The sequence below is a fragment of the Streptomyces sp. NPDC059895 genome (genome assembly GCF_042731035.1).
Classification (GTDB): Bacteria; Actinomycetota; Actinomycetes; order Streptomycetales; family Streptomycetaceae; genus Streptomyces.
On sequence record NZ_JBHWKO010000005.1, the window covers coordinates 91,078 to 109,625 of the forward strand.

The following is an 18,548-nucleotide window of genomic DNA, read 5'->3' on the forward strand; positions in this document are numbered from 1 at the left end:
CGTGCCCGGTGACGGGCGGCCGTGCCCGGTGACGGGCGGCCGTGCCCGGTGACGGGCGGCCGTGCCCGGTGACGGGCGGCCGTGCCCGGTGACGGGCGGCCGTGCCCGGTGACGGTGGAGCGAGGGCCGCCACGGTCCGCGCCGGTCCGGGACCGCCTCGGCCGCGACATCCGTCACACCGGTCCGTCCGCGTGACGGACCGGCGGCGGGGCGTCCGTTCAGGTAAACGTACGTCAACAGTACGTAAGACCTCGGTGAACCCGATGTGCGGTTCCAGGGGCGCCGCGAGTATCGTCCTCACCTGCACAGACTCATACCGCTATCCCTTGACATCGGAGGGCTCGTTGTCCCGCTTCGCGCTCATCAAGGCAGTGCTCGGACCGATCATGCGCCTGATGTTCCGCCCCCGTGTGGAAGGCGCGGAGCACATCCCGGGGGACGGTCCCGTCATCCTGGCCGGCAACCACCTCACCTTCATCGACTCGATGATCCTGCCGCTCGTGTGCGACCGGCAGGTCTTCTTCATCGGCAAGGACGAGTACGTCACCGGCAAGGGCCTCAAGGGCCGGCTGATGGCCTGGTTCTTCACCGGCGTCGGCATGATCCCGGTGGACCGGGACGGCGGCCGCGGCGGGGTGGCCGCGCTGACGACCGGCCGGCGGGTGCTGGAGGAGGGCAGGGTCTTCGGCATCTACCCCGAGGGCACCCGGTCGCCCGACGGACGTCTGTACCGCGGCCGTACGGGCATCGCCCGGCTGACGCTGATGACCGGGGCGCCCGTCGTCCCCTTCGCGATGATCGGCACGGACAAGCTCCAGCCGGGCGGTGCCGGGATGCCCCGGCCGGGGCGGGTCACCGTCCGCTTCGGTGAGGCCATGGAGTTCTCCCGCTACGAGGGCATGGACCGTGACCGCTACGTGCTGCGGGCGGTGACCGACTCGGTGATGACGGAGGTCATGCGGCTGTCCGGGCAGGAGTACGTGGACATGTACGCGACCAAGGCGAAGGCGGCGTAGGCCTTCTCGGCCGGCCGCCTTCTCGGCTGACCGTCACCTCGGCCGGCCGTCTCCGGCGGGTGCGGGCGCGTGGTGTTCGTCCGCGCCCGCGTGCCATCCGGCACAGGGGCCCGGGCCCCGGGCCCCTTCAGGGGCGGTTCTCCAGCCGGGGGTTCTCCAGCCGTGCGTTCCGCAGCAGGAACCATGCCGCGACCGCCGTGACCAGCAGGACCACCGCTCCGAGGCCTGCGGCGACGGAGAGGCCGTCGACGAACGCCCCGCGCGCCGAGGCCAGCATCTCCCGGGCCGCGGCCGCCGGCATCTCCGTCGCCGCCTCCACCGCGCCGCCCAGTGACTCGTGGGCCGCGCCGGGGGTGCCCGCCGGTGCGGTGAAGCCCCGGTACACGCCCGTCACGATCGAGCCGAGTGCGGCGATGCCGAGGGCGGCGCCCAGTTCGTACGCCGTCTCGGACACCGCGGAGGCCGCGCCCGCCTGTTCCTTGGGGACCGAGGACAGGATCACGTCGGCGGTCACCGTGAAGGAGAATCCGGCGCCCAGGCCGACGACCAGGAGGGCGCCTCCCAGCAGCGGGTAGCCCGTGGACCGGTCCAGGACGGTCAGCGCGGCCAGGGCCAGGCCCACGGCCGCGAGACCGCCGCAGACCACCGCGCGGACCGAGAACCGGCGCGCCGCCCGGCCCGCGACCAGACCCGCGGCCACCGCGCCGATCGCCGCGGGCAGTTCGGCCAGACCCGCCTCCAACGGGCCCCGCCCCTGGACGAGTTGCAGGTACTGGGAGAGGAAGAAGACCAGGCCGGACAGTCCGAGCACGGTCAGCAGGTCGGCCAGGACGGCACCGCTGAAGCCCCGGTTGCGGAACAGCCGCACGTCCAGCAGCGGGGCCGGCAGGGTGAGCTGACGGCGCACGAAGCCGTGGAGGGCCGCCGCACCGAGCGCACCGACCGCGAGGGCGTCCCAGGTGGGGCCGTGGGTGGCGGCCTCCTTGACCGCGTAGACCACGCCGATGACGCCGGCCAGCGACAGGACGACGCTGGGCAGATCCCAGGGGCCGGGATCGGGGTTCCTGGACTCCGGCAGGAGCTTGCTGCCGACGAGGACCAGGACGACCATCACGGGCAGGTTGATCAGGAAGACCGAGCCCCACCAGAAGTGCTCCAGCAGGAAGCCTCCCGCGATGGGGCCGACGGCCGTGCCGGCGGAGGCGGTGGCGCCCCAGATGCCGACGGCCAGGCTGCGCTCGCGCGGGTCGTGGAAGAGGTTGCGGATCAGGGCGAGGGTGGCGGGCATGAGGGTCGCTCCGGCGACACCGAGCAGCGCCCGGGCCGCGATCATCGTCTCCGGTGTCGCGGCGTAGGCGTTGAGGACGGATATCAGGCCGAACGCCGTGGCACCGCCGAGCAGGATCCGCTTGCGGCCGATGCGGTCGCCCAGGCTGCCCATCGAGACGAGCAGGCCCGCGATGACGAAGGAGTAGACGTCGCCGATCCAGAGGAGCTGGGTGCCGGTGGGCTGGAGGTCCTCGCTGATGTAGGGGGTCGCGAGACCGAGGACGGTCGCGTCGACGGCCACCAGCAGCACGGCGAGCACGAGGACGGAGAGCGCGAGCCAGCGGCCCGGACGGCTCACCTCCGCCGTCGTCGCGGCCGGCTGCAGGGTGCTGGTCATGGTTCCTCTCTCCGTGGTGCGGGGTGCTGTGGTGCGGGGTGCTGTGGTGCGGGGTGGCGCAGCGCGCCGCCGAGCAGCAGTTCGACGATCATGTGGTGGAAGTCCTTGGCGGCGACCTTGCCGCTCAGCACGACCCAGGCGCCGGAGGCGATGAGGCCGTAGAGGGCCTCGGTGAGCCAGGCCGGTGTGAGGTCGATGCGGAACTCGCCGTTGTGCTGGCCGCGCCGGAACAGGGCGGCGATCCGCGCGTCGAGCCGGTCCCAGCCCTCGTTCTGCCCTTCGCCCTCGAAGAGCTGGTTCTCGGTGTAGAGGAAGGACAGCAGTCCGGCGGCGGGTTCGAGCTCGCGGACGAGGCGGCTGACGGCGTCGCCCGCCGGGCCCTCGTCGAGCCGGGCCGCGTCCAGCGCGGCCTCGCACTCCGCGATGCCCAGCGCCTCCAGTGCCCGCACGAGCGCGTCCCGCCCGGCGAAGTGGCGGTGCAGGGTGGCGCGGCTGATCCCGGCGGCCTTGGCGACCTCGTCCATGGTCGCGGTGGCTTTGCGGGTCAGCAGGGCGGCTGCGCTGCGCAGCACATGGTCTCGGTCGACAGCCATGAGACGAGAGTAGCCCATGTGAGACATCAATGTCTCACTATGGCGCGCGAGTCTCAGGAGGGTGGTGTCAGAGGGGTGTTTTCCGGTGACGGCTCAGTGCCAGGGCAGCCGGCCGCGGCGCTCCCAGTAGGCCTGCGGTTCCTCGGCGAGTGTGCCGAGCCTCGCCCGCTGCTCCTCGTCGAGGTCGACGACGGCCGCGTGCAGGTTGGAGGCGAGCTGGGCGGTGGTCGCGGCGCCGGAGAGGACGACCCCGGCCCACGGCTGCGCGAGGATCAGCGCGAGGGCGACGGCGTCGCAGCCCAGGCCGGTCTCGGCCGCGACGGCCCGCAGGGCGTCCGGCGCGTGCGGCTCCGCGAGACGCCCGTTGGCCATGCCCTCCTTGACGATCACCGTCAGTCCGGCCGCGTGGGCCTCGGCGAGGGCGGGGCCCGCGGAGGTCTCCAGCGCGTTGTACGTCGACTGGACGGTACGGAAGAGGGGGTGGCCGTCGACCGTGATCGCGACGGCGGCGCGGATCGCGTCGGCCTGGGCGGGGCCGCTGGTGGAGAAGCCGACGGTGAGGCCACCGGCCGCGGCCTCCGCCAGCTTCGCGTGGAGTTCCTTGTCGGTGAGGGCCGGGCTGTCGGGGGTCAGCGAGTGGATCTGGTAGAGGTCGAGCCGGTCGCCGAGCAGCCCGGCCGTCTCGGCGCGCTGCCTCTCGTACGTGGCGAGGCCGTGCTCCTTGACCTCGTGCCGCTCGGCGTCGGTGGTCCAGCCGGCGGTGTAGGTGTAGCCCCATTTGCTGCCGACGACTACGTCGTCGACGTCGGGGCGGGCCCGGAGCCAGTCTGCGAGGAACTCCTCTGAACGGCCGTAGGAGCGGGCGACGTCGATGTAGCGGACGCCCTGGGCGTAGGCCGCGTCGAGGAGTTCGCCGGTGCGGGCGCGCAGCGTCTCGACGCTGCGGTCCTCTCCGAGGTCGCGGTCCCGGCCGAGGTTGATGTAGCCGGGGCGGCCGACGGCGGCGAGACCCAGTCCGAGGTGGCAGGTGGGGGTCGTCGCTGAGGCGAGGCGGGCGAAGGGCATCGCGGGCTCCGTTCGGTCGGTCCGGTACGGCTTCGACCAACGTAACCCGCGATGACCTTCGCCTGAGAGACCCGTCGCCGCGGTCGCCGCGGTGCTGTGGCGAGTGCGGGATCGTCGTGGCTCGTCGCGCAGTTCCCCGCGCCCCTCCAGGGCGCTGTCCCCGCGCTCCTTCAGGGCGCTCGCCTCAGCTCTTCTTCTTCGCCGTCGCCCATGCGTGCTGGGCCGCTACGTTCCGCTTGACCTCCGACAGCTGGATCGCGACCGCACTGGGCGCGGTACCGCCGCGGCCGTCGCGGGAGGCGAGGGCGCCGGGGACGTTGAGGACGGAGCGCACCTCGGGGGTGAGGTGGGCGGAGATCTTCGCGAACTGTTCGTCGGTGAGCTCGTCGAGCTCCTTGCCCTCTGCCTCGGCGACCTTCACGCACTCGCCGGCGACCTCGTGCGCCACCCGGAACGGCACGCCCTGCTTGACCAGCCACTCGGCGATGTCGGTGGCGAGCGAGAAGCCGGCCGGGGCCAGTTCCTCCATGCGCTCGCGGTGGACGGTGAGCGTGGCGATCATGCCGGTGAAGGCGGGGAGGAGGACCTCGAGCTGGTCGCAGGAGTCGAAGACCGGCTCCTTGTCCTCCTGGAGGTCACGGTTGTACGCGAGCGGCAGCGCCTTCAGGGTGGCCAGCAGGCCCGTCAGGTTGCCGATCAGACGGCCCGACTTGCCGCGCGCCAGCTCGGCGATGTCCGGGTTCTTCTTCTGCGGCATGATCGACGAGCCGGTGGAGAACGCGTCGTGCAGGGTGACGAAGGAGAACTCCTTCGTGTTCCAGATGATGATCTCCTCGGCGATCCGGGAGAGGTTGACCCCGATCATCGCGGTGATGAAGGCGAACTCGGCGACGAAGTCGCGGGACGCCGTGCCGTCGATGGAGTTGCCGACGCTGCCGTGCTCGAAGCCGAGGTCCTGGGCGACCGCCTGGGGGTCGAGACCGAGCGACGACCCCGCGAGCGCGCCGGAGCCGTACGGCGAGACCGCCGTGCGCTCGTCCCACTGGCGCAGCCGCTCGGCGTCCCGGGAGAGGGACTGCACGTGCGCGAGGACGTGGTGGGCGAAGAGGACCGGCTGGGCGTGCTGGAGGTGGGTGCGGCCGGGCATCGCCACGTCGGGGTGGGCCTCCGCCAGGCCGATCAGCGCGTCCTGGAGCTCGGCGATCAGGCCGCCGACGATCCGGGCGTGGTCCCGCAGGTACATCCGGAAGAGGGTGGCGACCTGGTCGTTCCTCGACCGTCCCGCGCGCAGCTTGCCGCCGAGGTCGGGGCCGAGGCGCTCCAGGAGGCCGCGCTCCAGGGCGGTGTGCACGTCCTCGTCGGCGACGGTGCCGGTGAAGGAGCCGTCCGCCACGTCCGCCTCGAGCCGGTCCAGGCCCGCGAGCATGCCCGTCAGCTCGTCGTCCGCGAGCAGGCCCGCCTTGTGCAGCACGCGCGCGTGGGCGCGCGAACCGGCGATGTCGTACGGCGCGAGCCGCCAGTCGAAGTGGACGGACGCGGACAGCTTGGCCAGGGCCTCGGCGGGACCGTCGGCGAAACGGCCGCCCCAGAGCCGGACGTCACCGCTGTTGCTGCTCACTTGTGCTGCTCCTCGCAAGGGGTGTGGATGATCCGCCTGGATGGTGTCCGGATCCGCTCGGACGGTGCCCCGTTCCACCTGCCGTCACCATGCATGAGTATGCAGAACTCTGCATGATTCGTCAATCAGGCTCCGGCTCGGGCCCGTCTCCTCGGACACCGCCGCCCCCGGCGAACTTTTCGCGGGCCCCTTGAACACCAGCAACCGCTTACCCGTACTCACCGCTGAACCCGCCGGCGCCGGTCCGTCCACCCGTCCCCGACCCAAGTGAGGCATCCGCATGTCCAGGGCTCTTCCGAAGTACAACAAGCGTCGTGTGGCGGCCATCGGCGCCGCCGCCGCTCTGGCGCTGACCGGCGCCGTGGTCGTGAACTCCGCCCTCGCCGGGGAGTCGTCCGGGAAGAGCGCCACGGACGCCAGGACACTCGCCTCCCCCGGCACGATCACCTGCCCGGACGTGGCCTCCCAGCTCCCCTCCGTCCCCGCCACCGCGCAGGCGGAGGTCGACCGCAACCTCGCCCTGCTCGACACCCAGATCGCCGAAGCCAACCAACGCCTCGCCGACACCGTCGGCCAAGGCGGCCCCAACTTCGTCCAGAACGCCATCCTCGGCCCCCTCGAAGACAAACGCATCGCCACCGTCAACCGCATCGCCACCGCCATCGGCCGCACCGCCGCCCGCCCCGAAGGCCTCGACGCACTGGCTCCGTGCACCCTCGACACGGCCGGTACCGGCACCACGGCCACCCCGAGCGCCACGGCGACCGAGTCGACGGGTGGAGCCGACGACGCGGAAGACGCGGGGAACGCCGGGGAGACGGGCGACACCGGCACCGACGTCTCCACGATCACCTGCCCGGACGTCGCCTCACAGCTCCCCGCCGTCCCCGCCACCGCAGAAGCGGAGGTCGACCGCAACCTCGCCCTGCTCGACACCCAGATCGCCGAAGCCAACCAACGCCTCGCCGACACCGTCGGCCAAGGCGGCCCCAACTTCGTCCAGAACGCCATCCTCGGCCCCCTCGAAGACAAACGCATCGCCACCGTCAACCGCATCGCCACCGCCATCGGCCGCACCGCCGCCCGCCCCGAAGGCCTCGACGCCCTGGCCGCCTGCACGTTGAACCAGTGACGTGACAGGCGCGGCGGCCGCCCCGTGGAGCGCCGGCCGGGGCGGCCGTCGCGGCGTTCGGGCCCACCACCCCGGAGATTTCCTCGGACGAACGGAGGAAAGTCCCGGATAATCACCGGACATGGGAAAGACCTATGAGCGCATAGACGGCAGGCTCCGTACGTTCATCGAGGAGCAGCCCCTGTTCTTCACCGCGACCGCGCCCCTGTCCGCCGACGGCACGGTCAACCTCTCCCCCAAGGGCCTGAAGGGGTCGTTCGCCGTCGTCGACGACCGCACCGTGGCCTACCTCGACTTCGCCGGCTCCAACGCCGAGACCGTCGCGCATCTGCGCGAGAACGGCCGGATCACCCTGATGTGGTGCGCGTTCCAGGGCCCGCCGAACATCGTGCGGGTGCACGGCCGCGGCGAGCCGGTCTTCCGCGACGACCCGCGCTTCGGCCCGCTCCTCACCCACTTCCCTGACATCGACCCGACGCCGCACGGTCTGCGCGCGGTCATCCTCGTGCACGCCGAACTCGTGCGGGACACCTGCGGGTACGCGGTGCCCTTCATGACGTACGACGAGGACCGCGAGCTGCACGGGAAGCGGTTCGCCCGGGAGGACGACGCCTCGCTCAGCGCGTACTTCGAGAAAAAGGAGCACATCGCCACGAGCATCGACGGACTGCCGGGCGTCCCCCTCCCCCTCCCGCCTGCCCGGTTTACGCAGATTGACTGAATGTACAGAAATGTAGGATCACTGCGGTATTTGACGGAATTCTCCCATCCGGTGCTCGGGTCACCTAGCGTGGGCGCCATCATGCGCGCCGACAGGAACACATGGGGGAATCATGTTCCGATCCTCACGCGAACCGCAGAGCAAACGCCATGTCCGCTCGTCGTTCTTCGTCGTCGGTGAGGGTGTGCTCACCGACGACGGGAGCGAGGGGCCGGTGACACCGGTCAAGGCGTCGGCCCTCGCGGCCCTGCGCAAGTTCCAGTTCTCCCGTCTGGGCCCCCAGGCTCGGACCGAGCAGTTGCTCGACCACGACGCCCGGGTGGCGCTCGCCGAGGCGATGACCGGCGCCGGCCGGCCCCAGCCCGACTCCAACAACCCCGCGGTCCCGGCCGGCTTCACCTACCTCGGCCAGTTCGTCGACCACGACCTGACCCTGGACGCCACCGCCGTGCACCTGGGCAAGGACGTCACCGTCGACCAGCTCCTCCAGGGCCGCTCCCCGGCACTGGACCTGGACAGCCTCTACGGGCTCGGACCGGACCACCCCGTCGACCGCCGCTTCTACGAGGACGACGGGCTGCGCCTGCGGACCGGCACGACCCAGGGCCTGCCCCGCCCCGGCGAGGACCACCTGGTCGGCCTGCCCCTCACCGGATTCGACCTGCCCCGGGCGGGCGTCGGCTCGCTGAGGTCCGAGCGGCGCCGGCCGCTGATCCCGGACCCGCGCAACGACGAGAACCTGGCCGTCGCCCAGATCCACGCCGCGTTCATCCGCTTCCACAACAGGGTCGTGGCCGACCTCGTCGACAAGGGCGTCTCGAGCGCGGTGCTGTTCGAGACCGCCCGGGAGACGGTCGTCAAGCACTACCAGTGGATGCTGCGGCACGACTTCCTCGGCCGGATCGTCGAACCGGCCCTCGTGGACGAGGTGTTCACCCAGGGGCGCAGGTTCTTCGAGCCCCGGGCCGGCGAGCACGACCGCCCGACGATGCCGATCGAGTTCTCGGTGGCCGCCTACCGGATGGGTCACAGCATGGTCCGCGGGGCCTACAACTGGAACCGGATCTTCGACGACGGCGCCGGCACCCTGCGCCTGCTGTTCCAGTTCAGCGGCACCAGCGGCATCCTCTCCCCGCCGCCCGACGACCCCGACGACCCCGAGGCCGGCGGGTTCGAGCGGCTGCCCACCAACTGGATCGCCGACCTGCGGCGGCTGTTCGACTTCCCGGCCGGCGGCCGGCCTGACCTGGGTGTGCCGGCGGCCAAGTCCAACGTGGCGAAGAGGATCGACACACTGCTGGTCAACCCACTCGCCGAGCTGCCGCTGGGCTCCTTCGGGGGCCGGCCGAACGCACCGGGAGACACCAACGAGCTCAACCTGGCCTTCCGCAACCTCACCCGTGGCAACATGCTCCGCCTCGCCACGGGCCAGCAGATGGCCAAGGCGCTCGGCGTCAAGCCGCTGCTCGCCTCCGACGTCGCGAACGGATCCGGGGCCCAGCTCGGCGCCGACCTCACGGCGAAGCTCGTCGACCACTGCCCGCTGTGGTTCTACGTCCTGCGCGAGGCCGAGGTGAACGGCAGCGGGCGGCTGACCGGCGTCGGCGGGCGGATCGTCGCCGAGGTCTTCCACCGGGCGATGGAGGGCAGCCGGTACTCCATCGTGCGCGACCCCTTCTGGCGCCCCTTCCTCAGCCCCGACCCGGCGCGCAGCGCCAAGGACGTCTTCGAGATGACCGACCTGCTGCTGCACGCCTTCGAGGGGCGGGCGGACCTGCTCAACCCGCTGGGCCCGTGAGCTGACATGTCGGAGCGGGCGGATCCGCCCCCGGAGGCGGATCCGCCCGCTCCGCCGTCGGCGGGCGCCCGGTCCGGCACACCCGGGAACGGCCGCTGAACACTTGGCGGTACCGGCACGTATTCGTGGGTCAAGGGTCCGTACCCACGGAGGAACCGTGACCACGACGATCGCCGGCGGCCGTGCCGCCCGCCGCCAGACGATGCGCCGCATCCGCCCGCGCCGCTCCCCGGCCGTCCCCCTGCTGATCGCCGTCTGGGCGGGGGCCGCGGGCGTGCTGTGGCTGTGGTGGGACAACACGCCGTCCATCGCGGACGACACCGGCCGGATCCTGAACGCGGGACGCATCACCGGTCTGCTCGCCGGCTATCTGATGGCACTGGTGGTCCTCCAGATGGCCCGGGTGCCGGCCCTGGAGCGGCGGGTGGGCTCGGACCGGGTCGCCCGCTGGCACGCGATGACCGGCCGGTACACCCTCTGCCTGACCTTCGCGCACGTGTTCCTCATCATGTGGGGCTACGCGCTCCAGGCCGGCAAGTCGCTCGGCGACATCGTCCAGCAGACCGTCGACTCCGTGAACCAGCTGCCCGACATGGGCAAGGCCGCCCTCGGCACCGGCCTGCTGCTGGTCATCGGCCTGGTCTCGATCGGCCCGGTCCGCCGCCGGATGCCCTACGACACCTGGTACCACGTCCACCTGATGACGTACGCCGCGGTGTTCCTGACGTTCTGGCACCAGATCACCACGGGCAACGACTTCGCCGTCCAGCCGGCCGCGAAGACCGCCTGGTACGCCCTGTACGGGGCGGTCACCGCGCTGGTCGTCTGGTACCGCGTCCTCACCCCGCTCCGGCTGAACCTGCGTCACCGCCTGTACGTCGAGGCGGTCGTCGAGGAGACGCCGGGGATCGTGTCGGTGCTGATCGGCGGGCGCAGGCTGCACCGGATGGGCGCGGAGGCCGGGCAGTTCTTCCGGTGGCGGTTCCTGGCGCCGGGGATGCGGTTCAGCTCCCACCCGTACTCGCTGTCGGCGGCGCCCCGCCCGGAGATGCTGCGGATCACCGTCAAGGCGATCGGCGACCACAGCGCGGCGCTGCGCGGGCTGAAGCCCGGCACCAAGGTGTGGGCCGAGGGCCCGTACGGCGCGATGACGGCGTCCCGCCGCAGCCGCGGCAAGGTGCTGCTGGTGGCCGGCGGGGTCGGGATCACCCCGATGCGGGCGCTGTTCGAGACGCTGCCGGGCGCGGCCGGGGACATCACCCTCCTCTACCGGGCCAACAGCACCCAGGACCTGGCCCTGTGGAACGAGCTGGCGAAGATCGCCGACGAGCGCGGGGCGCGGCTGATGTACGCGGTCAACAGCCCCGACGGGGAGCGCCCCGACATCTCGGCGGAGTCGCTGCAACGGAAGATCCCCGACATCGACCGCCACGACGTCTTCATGTGCGGGCCGAACGGTTTCGCGCAGTCGGTGTACGAGGCCTTGCGCGGCGCCGGGGTCCCCGCCCGCCGCATCCATCACGAGTCGTTCGAGATGTGAGCGACGGGAATCAGGAGCTCAGGAAGCGATGAGGAAGAGCCACCCCTTCCGGCGCGTCGTGCTCGCCGGCGCCGCCACCGTGTCCGGGATCGTGCTGCTGCTGGCGCTGAAGCCGTCGTCGGACCCGGCCTCGGCGGCGGGCACGGCGCCCGCGCAGTCCTCGGTCCAGGGCGGTGCCCAGGCCGCGGGAACCGGCACGGTCACCGGTGACGCGGCCCGGACCCAGTACGGGGCCGTGCAGGTCCGGCTGACCGTCGCCGGCGGGAAGATCACGCAGGCGGAGGCGGTCCAGGCGCCCAAGGGCGGCCAGAGCGACCAGATCACCGCGACCGCCGTACCCGAGCTCAACCAGGCCGCGGTCGCCGCGCAGAGCGCGGACATCGACTCCGTCTCCGGGGCCACGTACACCAGCGAGGGCTACAAGAAGTCGTTGCAGTCGGCGCTGGACAAGGTGAAGGCGGGCGCGGGCGCCTCCCAGGGCTCCGGCACCGTCCAGGTCTCGGGCACCTTCACCGGGGACGCGGCGCAGACCCAGTACGGCGCGGTGCAGGTCCGCATCACCGTCAGCAAGAACGAGATCACCAAGGCGGAGGCGGTGCAGGCGCCCAAGGGCGGCCAGAGCGACCGGATCACCGCGACCGCCGTGCCGCAGCTCAACGAGGCGACGGTCGCCGGGCAGAGCCCCGACATCGACACGGTCTCCGGGGCGACCTACACCAGCACCGGGTACCAGAAGTCCCTCCAGTCCGCGATCGACAAGGCGAACGCGAGCGCGGGGTCGTCGTCACAGGCCTCCGGGGCGCAGGAGTCTCAGTCGCCGGGGTCGCAGGAGCCGGGGTCGGGAGGGCAGGAGTCCGGGAGCGCCCGGGCGTCCGGCACCTTCACCGGGGACGCGGCCCAGACCCAGTACGGCGCGGTGCAGGTCCGCATCACCGTCGCGGGCGGGAAGATCACCGAGGCGGAGGCGGTGCAGGCGCCCAAGGGCGGCCGGAGCGACCAGATCACCGCGACCGCAGTGCCCGAGCTCAACCAGGCGGCCGTCGCGGCCGGCAGCGCGGACATCGACGCGGTGTCCGGGGCGACGTACACCAGCGCGGGCTACCAGCAGTCCCTGCAGTCGGCGCTGGACCGGGCCGGTGGCTGACGCGGTGGCCGAGTCGGCGCAGGCTCCCGCCGCGGTGCGTCACGCGGAGGAGGTCATGGGGACGGTCTTCTCCTTCGACGTCCGCGGCGGGGAACCCGAGGCGGTGCGGGCGGCGCTGCGGGCGGCGGTCGCCTCGCTGCACCGGGTCGACGAGGTGTTCAGCACCTACCGCGAGGACAGCCAGGTCTCCCGGCTGGTGCGCGGGGAGCTGGGCGTCGAGGAGTGCGATCCCGAGGTGGCCGAGGTGCTGGAGCTGGGCGCCGAGGCGGAGCGGGTGAGCGGGGGCTGGTTCAGCCTGCGCTACGACGGCCCGCTCGACCCGACCGGGATCGTGAAGGGGTGGGCCGCCGAGCGGGCGGCCCGGATCGTCGCCGGGGCCGGGGTGAGCGGGGTCAGCGTCAACGGCGGCGGCGATGTGCAGTTGCTGGGCGTGCCCGGGCCGGAGCGGCCGTGGCGGGTGGGCGTCTCGGACCCCCTGCGGCCGGGTGGGCTCGCGGCCGTGGTGTCGGCGGCCGGCGCGGACGAGCTGGCCGTGGCCACGTCGGGTACGGCGGAGCGGGGGGCGCACATCGTCGACCCCCGCACGGGCCGCTCCGCGGTGACGGATCTCGTCGCCGTGACGGTCGTCGCCCCCGAGCTGACCTGGGCGGACTGCTGGGCGACGGCCGCGTTCGCGATGGGGTCGCGGGAGGGGGCGGCCTGGCTGGAGTCGCTGCCGGACGTGGAGGCACTGCTGATCACGGCGGGCGACGAGGTGCGCTGCACCGGGGGGTTGGCGAGGCGGCTGGGGTGAGCCGGGCGGTGGGGCCCCGGACCTCTGAGGCGCTGGGGGAGACACCACTGCCCGCGGCTCACCGGGCCCGAAGGGGGCGCGGGGAACTGCGCGACCAGCCCCCACACACCCGCAGCCGGCGCACCGCCGGGCCCCACACACCCGCAGCCGGCGCACCGCCGGGCCCCACACACCCGCAGCCGGCGCACCACGGTCACCAGGCACCCGCAGCCGGCGCACCACGGTCACCAGGCGACTCAGTGGCCGTTCTGCGCCAACCGGAGCAAGTGGTCGGCCAGGGCCTGTCCCCCCGTCGGCTCCCGGCTGATCAGCAGCAGTGTGTCGTCCCCCGCGATCGTGCCCAGGATGTCGTGCAGCTCCGCCTGGTCGATCGCCGAGGCGAGGAACTGCGCCGCCCCCGGAGGGGTGCGCAGGACCACGAGGTTCGCCGAGGCCTCCGCCGAGATCAGCAGCTCCTGGGAGAGCCGCCGCATCCGCTCCTCCTTCGCCGACTCCCCCAGCGGCGCGCGCGGCGTACGGAAACCGCCCTCGCTGGGCACCGCGTAGATCAGGTCGCCGTCGGTGTTGCGGATCTTCACCGCGTTCAGCTCGTCCAGGTCCCGGGAGAGCGTCGCCTGGGTGACGCTCAGCCCGTCGTCGGCGAGCAGTTTCGCCAGCTGGCTCTGGGAGCGCACGGCCTGCCGGTTGAGGATGTCGACGATCCGGCGGTGGCGGGCGGTGCGTGTCTGCGGCACGGCGGGCCCGTTCGCCCCCGGCTGCTCGTCGTGGTCCTGCGCCTGACTCATCGTCGTCTCATTCCCCGGATCGTCCGTCCCCGCCCACTGCGTCGAGGAGGCCGGGCAGCGCTGCGAGGAAGGCGTCCACCTCGTCGTCCCGCAGGTTCAGCGGCGGCATGAGCCGGATGACGTCGGGGGCGGGCGCGTTCACGAGGAGACCGGCCTCCTGAGCCGCCTGCTGCACCTGGGGCGCGAGCGGCTCGGTGAGCACGATACCCAGGAGGAGGCCCGCGCCCCGGACGTGATCGATCAACGGGTGGCCCAGGCCCTCGATCCCGTCGCGCAGCTTCTCGCTCTGCCGCTTGACGTTCTCCAGCAGGCCGTCGTCGGCGATGGTGTCGAGGACGGCGATCCCGGCGGCGCACGCGACGGGGTTGCCGCCGAAGGTCGTGCCGTGCCGGCCGGGCCGGAGCAGCTCGGCGGCGCGGCCGAAGGCGACGGTGGCGCCGATCGGCAGCCCGCCGCCGAGGCCCTTCGCCAGCGTCACGACGTCCGGCAGGACGCCCTCGTGGGCCTGGTACTCGAACCAGTGCCCGGTGCGGCCGATGCCGGTCTGCACCTCGTCCAGCACGAGCAGGGAGCCGGTCGCCGCGGTGATCGCCCGGGCGGCCTTGAGGTAGCCGGCCGGCGGCACCACGACGCCGTTCTCGCCCTGGATCGGCTCGATGACGACGAGGGCGGTCTCCTCGGTCACGGCGGCGGCCAGCGCCTGCGCGTCGCCGTAGGGGACGTGGGTGACGTCGCCGGGCAGCGGATGGAAGCCGTCCTGCTTGCCGGGCTGGCCGGTGAGCGCGAGGGCGCCCATGGTGCGGCCGTGGAAGCCGCCCTGGGTGGCGACCATGTGGGTCCGGCCGGTCAGCCGCCCGATCTTGAAGGCGCCCTCGTTGGCCTCGGCGCCGGAGTTGCAGAAGTAGACCCTGCCGTCCCGGCCGAAGTGCTGGAGCAGCCGTTCGGCGAGGGCGACGGGCGGTTCGGCGACGAAGAGGTTGGAGACGTGGCCCAGCGACGCGATCTGCCGGCTCACGGCCTCCACGACGGCCGGGTGGGCGTGGCCGAGCGCGTTGACCGCGATGCCGCCGACGAGGTCGAGGTACTCCTTGCCGTCGGCGTCCCACACCCGGGTGCCCTCACCGCGCACGAGCGGGAGCCGCGGGGTTCCGTAGTTGTCCATGAGCGCGCCCTGCCACCGCGCGGTCAGTTCCTGGTTGCTCATGACGGCTCCCCCTGTTCGGCCGGCTTCTCGTCGGGCACGACCATCGTGCCGATTCCTTCATCCGTGAAGATCTCCAGCAGGATCGAGTGCTGGACCCGTCCGTCGATGACGCGGGCGGTGGTGACGCCGTTGCGCACGGCGTGCAGGCAGCCCTCCATCTTCGGGACCATGCCGGAGGACAGCTCCGGCAGCAGCTTCTCCAGTTGGGAAGCGGTGAGGCGGCTGATCACCTCGTCGGAGTTCGGCCAGTCCTCGTAGAGGCCCTCGACGTCGGTGAGGACCATGAGGGTCTCGGCGCCCAGGGCGGCGGCGAGTGCCGCGGCCGCCGTGTCGGCGTTGACGTTGTAGACGTGTCCGTCGTCCTGGGAGCGGGCGATCGAGGAGACGACCGGGATGCGGCCGTCGGCGATGAGGGCCTCGATGGCGCCCGTGTCGATCGAGGTGATCTCGCCGACCCGTCCGATGTCGACCCGTTCTCCGTCGATCTCGGGCTGGTGCTTGGTGGCGGTGATGGTGTGGGCGTCCTCGCCGGTGAGGCCGACGGCGAGCGGGCCGTGCTCGTTGAGCAGCCCGACCAGTTCGCGCTGCACCTGTCCGGCGAGGACCATGCGCACGACGTCCATGGCGTCCTCGGTGGTGACGCGCAGGCCGGCCTTGAACTCGCTGACGATGCCGTGCTTGTCGAGGGCGGCGCTGATCTGCGGGCCGCCGCCGTGCACGACGACGGGCTTGAGGCCGGCGTGGTGCAGGAAGACGACGTCCTGCGCGAAGGCGGCCTTCAGGTCCTCGTCGACCATGGCGTTGCCGCCGAACTTGATGACGACGGTCCTGCCGTTGTGGCGGACCAGCCAGGGCAGCGCCTCGATGAGGATCTGGGCCTTGGGCAGGGCGGTGTGCTTGCGGGTAGTGCTCATGACGAGTACGCGCTGTTCTCGTGGACGTATTCCGCGGTCAGGTCGTTGGTCCAGATCGTGGCGGTCTCGGAGCCCGCCGCGAGGTCGGCGACGATGTGCACCTCGCGGTAGCGCATGTCGACCTTCTCGCGGTCCTCGCCGACGCCGCCGTTCTTGCACACCCAGACGCCGTTGATGGCGACGTTGAGCCGGTCGGGCTCGAAGGCGGCGCGGGTGGTGCCGATCGCGGAGAGCACGCGGCCCCAGTTGGGGTCCTCGCCGTGGATGGCGCACTTGAGGAGGTTGTTGCGGGCGATGGAGCGGCCCACCTCGACGGCGTCGTCCTCGCTCGCGGCGTTGACGACCTCGATCCTGATGTCCTTGCCGGCGCCCTCGGCGTCGCGGATCAGCTGCTGTCCCAGGTCGTCGCAGACGGCGCGTACGGCCTCGGCGAACTCCGCCTCCTGCGGGGTGACCCCGGAGGCGCCGGAGGCGAGGAGCAGGACGGTGTCGTTGGTGGACATGCAGCCGTCGGAGTCGACGCGGTCGAAGGTGACCTTCGTGGCGGCGCGCAGTGCCCGGTCCAGGGTCGCGCCGTCCAGGTCGGCGTCGGTGGTGAGGACGACGAGCATGGTGGCGAGGCCCGGGGCGAGCATGCCCGCGCCCTTGGCCATGCCGCCGACGGTCCAGCCGTCCCGGGTGACGACGGACGTCTTGTGGACGGTGTCGGTGGTCTTGATGGCGATGGCGGCCTTCTCGCCGCCGTGCTCGGAGAGCTGGGCGGCGGCGGTCTCCACGCCCGGCAGGAGCTTGTCCATCGGGAGCAGGACGCCGATCAGGCCGGTGGAGCAGACCGCGACCTCGCCCGCGCCCACGCCGAGCACGTCCGCCACCTTCTCGGCGGTGGCGTGCGTGTCCTGGAAGCCCTTCGGCCCGGTACAGGCGTTGGCGCCGCCGGAGTTGAGGACGACGGCGGCGAGCTCGCCGCTCTTGAGTACCTGCTCCGACCACAGCACCGGGGCGGCCTTGACGCGGTTGGAGGTGAAGACGCCCGCGGCGGCGCGGCGGGGCCCGGTGTTGACCACGAGGGCCAGGTCCGGGTTGCCGTTCTCCTTGATCCCGGCGGCGATGCCCGCCGCCGTGAACCCCTTGGCTGCCGTGACACTCACGGTGCGACTCCGATCGTGGAAAGGCCGGTGGTCTCGTCGAGACCCAGGGCGATGTTCATGCTCTGGACGGCACCGCCCGCGGTGCCCTTGGTCAGGTTGTCGATGGCGCTGATCGCGATGACGCGTCCCGCGGCCTCGTCGTACGCGACCTGCACCTGCACGGCGTTGGAGCCGTACACGGACGCGGTGGCCGGCCACTGTCCCTCGGGGAGCAGGTGGACGAAGGGCTCGTCGGCGAAGGCCTTCTCGTAGGCGGCGCGGACGGAGTCGGCGGTGACGCCGTCCTTCGCCTTCGCGCTGCACGTGGCGAGGATGCCGCGGGGCATCGGCGCGAGGGTCGGCGTGAAGGAGACGGAGACGCGCTCGCCGGCCGCCGCGCTGAGGTTCTGGATCATCTCCGGCGTGTGCCGGTGGCCGCCGCCGACGCCGTACGGCGACATGGAGCCCATGACCTCGCTGCCCAGCAGGTGCGGCTTGGGCGCCTTGCCCGCGCCGGAGGTGCCGGAGGCGGCGACGATCACGGCCTCGGTCTCGGCCAGTCCGGCCGCGTACGCCGGGAAGAGGGCGAGGGAGACGGCCGTGGGGTAGCAACCGGGGACCGCGATGCGCTTGGACCCCTCCAGCGCGGTGCGGCCGCCCGGCAGTTCGGGGAGGCCGTAGGGCCAGGTGCCGGCGTGGGCGGAGCCGTAGAACCGCTCCCAGTCGGCCGGGTCCTTCAGCCGGAAGTCCGCGCCCATGTCGACGACGAGGACGTCCGGGCCGAGCTGTTCGGCGACGGCGGCGGACTGTCCGTGCGGGAGCGCGAGGAAGACGACGTCGTGTCCGGCGAGGACCTCGGCGGTCGTCGCCTCCAGCACCCGGTCGGCCAGGGGCAGCAGGTGCGGCTGGAGCGCGCCCAGCTTCTGGCCCGCGTTGGAGGCGCCGGTCAGGGCGCCGATCTCGACCTCGGGGTGCGCCAGGAGCAGGCGCAGCACTTCGCCGCCCGCGTACCCGCTCGCTCCGGCCACTGCTGCACGTACCGCCATGGACTCCTCCTCTTGGATGGCATGACTATACGTTTCGCTGCACGTTTATGCAATCTATTCAGGCGCCGGTGCGCTCCGGGCGATCCGTGCCCAGGCGGCTGGGCCGCGTAACCTCCCCGCATGGGGAACGTCTTCCAGGCTGGTGCCGACAGCATGTATCTGTCCAACGGGCGGGCTGCGTGTTCTGTCACCACGACGGGACCGGCCCGATGAGCACCACGACGGGACCGGCCCGATGAGCACCACGACGGGACCGGCCCGATGAGCACCACGACGGGCCCGGCCCGATGAGCACCACGACGGGACCGGCCCGATGAGCACCACGACGGGACCGGCATCATGACCACCGCTGCTGCCGCCGTTCGGCGGCCCGGCCGCCGCCCCGC

16 protein-coding genes are annotated in these 18,548 nt (G+C 72.3%); 7 read left to right on the top strand and 9 right to left on the bottom strand.

Going from position 1 to position 18,548, the window contains the following annotated elements; genetic code table 11:
* Window positions 1-344: 344 nt before the first annotated feature.
* On the top strand, window positions 345-1,016 hold the full coding sequence (locus tag ACFV9M_RS07880; RefSeq protein ID WP_385072829.1) for a lysophospholipid acyltransferase family protein: 672 nt from the start codon (window positions 345-347) through the stop codon (window positions 1,014-1,016).
* A 127-nt stretch (window positions 1,017-1,143) separates the two neighbouring features.
* On the opposite strand, the gene ACFV9M_RS07885 is transcribed toward ACFV9M_RS07880, so the two are convergent.
* The 4 genes from ACFV9M_RS07885 to argH all read right to left on the bottom strand — a co-directional run bounded on the left by ACFV9M_RS07885 (window position 1,144) and on the right by argH (window position 5,958).
* Window positions 1,144-2,682, bottom strand: a complete 1,539-nt coding sequence (locus ACFV9M_RS07885) for an MFS transporter (RefSeq protein ID WP_385072766.1) — start codon at window positions 2,680-2,682, stop codon at window positions 1,144-1,146.
* On the bottom strand, window positions 2,679-3,275 hold the full coding sequence (locus ACFV9M_RS07890; protein WP_385072764.1) for a TetR/AcrR family transcriptional regulator: 597 nt from the start codon (window positions 3,273-3,275) through the stop codon (window positions 2,679-2,681). The genes ACFV9M_RS07885 and ACFV9M_RS07890 overlap by 4 nt, the downstream gene beginning before the upstream one ends.
* Before the next feature lie 93 nt (window positions 3,276-3,368).
* Window positions 3,369-4,340, bottom strand: coding sequence for an aldo/keto reductase (locus tag ACFV9M_RS07895; protein WP_385072762.1), 972 nt, complete (start codon window positions 4,338-4,340; stop codon window positions 3,369-3,371).
* 184 nt (window positions 4,341-4,524) lie between these two features.
* Window positions 4,525-5,958: an argininosuccinate lyase gene (argH, locus tag ACFV9M_RS07900; protein WP_385072759.1), complete on the bottom strand. Its 1,434-nt coding sequence runs from the start codon at window positions 5,956-5,958 to the stop codon at window positions 4,525-4,527.
* Window positions 5,959-6,238: 280 nt separating this feature from the next.
* Between argH and ACFV9M_RS07905 the strand changes: the two genes are divergently transcribed.
* The 6 genes from ACFV9M_RS07905 to ACFV9M_RS07930 all read left to right on the top strand — a co-directional run bounded on the left by ACFV9M_RS07905 (window position 6,239) and on the right by ACFV9M_RS07930 (window position 13,086).
* Entirely contained in the window at window positions 6,239-7,090 is an 852-nt protein-coding gene (locus ACFV9M_RS07905) for a hypothetical protein (protein ID WP_385072756.1), read from the top strand.
* 121 nt (window positions 7,091-7,211) lie between these two features.
* Complete coding sequence (locus ACFV9M_RS07910; protein ID WP_385072754.1) at window positions 7,212-7,811, top strand: pyridoxamine 5'-phosphate oxidase family protein; 600 nt, start codon at window positions 7,212-7,214, stop codon at window positions 7,809-7,811.
* Between the two features lie 112 nt (window positions 7,812-7,923).
* A complete protein-coding gene (locus ACFV9M_RS07915; protein WP_385072751.1) occupies window positions 7,924-9,609 on the top strand; it encodes a heme peroxidase family protein in 1,686 nt (561 codons plus the stop codon).
* A gap of 157 nt (window positions 9,610-9,766) precedes the next feature.
* Window positions 9,767-11,149, top strand: a complete 1,383-nt coding sequence (locus tag ACFV9M_RS07920; protein ID WP_385072748.1) for a ferric reductase-like transmembrane domain-containing protein — start codon at window positions 9,767-9,769, stop codon at window positions 11,147-11,149.
* 28 nt (window positions 11,150-11,177) lie between these two features.
* Window positions 11,178-12,293: an FMN-binding protein gene (locus ACFV9M_RS07925; protein WP_385072745.1), complete on the top strand. Its 1,116-nt coding sequence runs from the start codon at window positions 11,178-11,180 to the stop codon at window positions 12,291-12,293.
* Window positions 12,294-12,348: 55 nt separating this feature from the next.
* Window positions 12,349-13,086: an FAD:protein FMN transferase gene (locus tag ACFV9M_RS07930; RefSeq protein ID WP_385072826.1), complete on the top strand. Its 738-nt coding sequence runs from the start codon at window positions 12,349-12,351 to the stop codon at window positions 13,084-13,086.
* 236 nt (window positions 13,087-13,322) lie between these two features.
* Here ACFV9M_RS07930 and ACFV9M_RS07935 read toward each other — a convergent pair whose 3' ends face one another.
* The 5 genes from ACFV9M_RS07935 to argC are packed head-to-tail and all read right to left on the bottom strand — an operon-like array spanning window position 13,323 to window position 18,162.
* A complete protein-coding gene (locus ACFV9M_RS07935; RefSeq protein ID WP_385072742.1) occupies window positions 13,323-13,871 on the bottom strand; it encodes an arginine repressor in 549 nt (182 codons plus the stop codon).
* A 7-nt stretch (window positions 13,872-13,878) separates the two neighbouring features.
* A complete protein-coding gene (locus tag ACFV9M_RS07940) occupies window positions 13,879-15,075 on the bottom strand; it encodes an acetylornithine transaminase (RefSeq protein ID WP_385072740.1) in 1,197 nt (398 codons plus the stop codon).
* Window positions 15,072-15,989, bottom strand: coding sequence for an acetylglutamate kinase (gene argB / locus ACFV9M_RS07945; protein ID WP_385072738.1), 918 nt, complete (start codon window positions 15,987-15,989; stop codon window positions 15,072-15,074). The genes ACFV9M_RS07940 and argB overlap by 4 nt, the downstream gene beginning before the upstream one ends.
* On the bottom strand, window positions 15,986-17,137 hold the full coding sequence (gene argJ / locus ACFV9M_RS07950; RefSeq protein WP_385072735.1) for a bifunctional glutamate N-acetyltransferase/amino-acid acetyltransferase ArgJ: 1,152 nt from the start codon (window positions 17,135-17,137) through the stop codon (window positions 15,986-15,988). Before argJ ends, argB begins: the two co-directional genes overlap by 4 nt.
* A complete protein-coding gene (argC, locus tag ACFV9M_RS07955) occupies window positions 17,134-18,162 on the bottom strand; it encodes an N-acetyl-gamma-glutamyl-phosphate reductase (RefSeq protein WP_385072732.1) in 1,029 nt (342 codons plus the stop codon). The genes argJ and argC overlap by 4 nt, the downstream gene beginning before the upstream one ends.
* Between the last annotated feature and the right edge of the window lie 386 nt (window positions 18,163-18,548).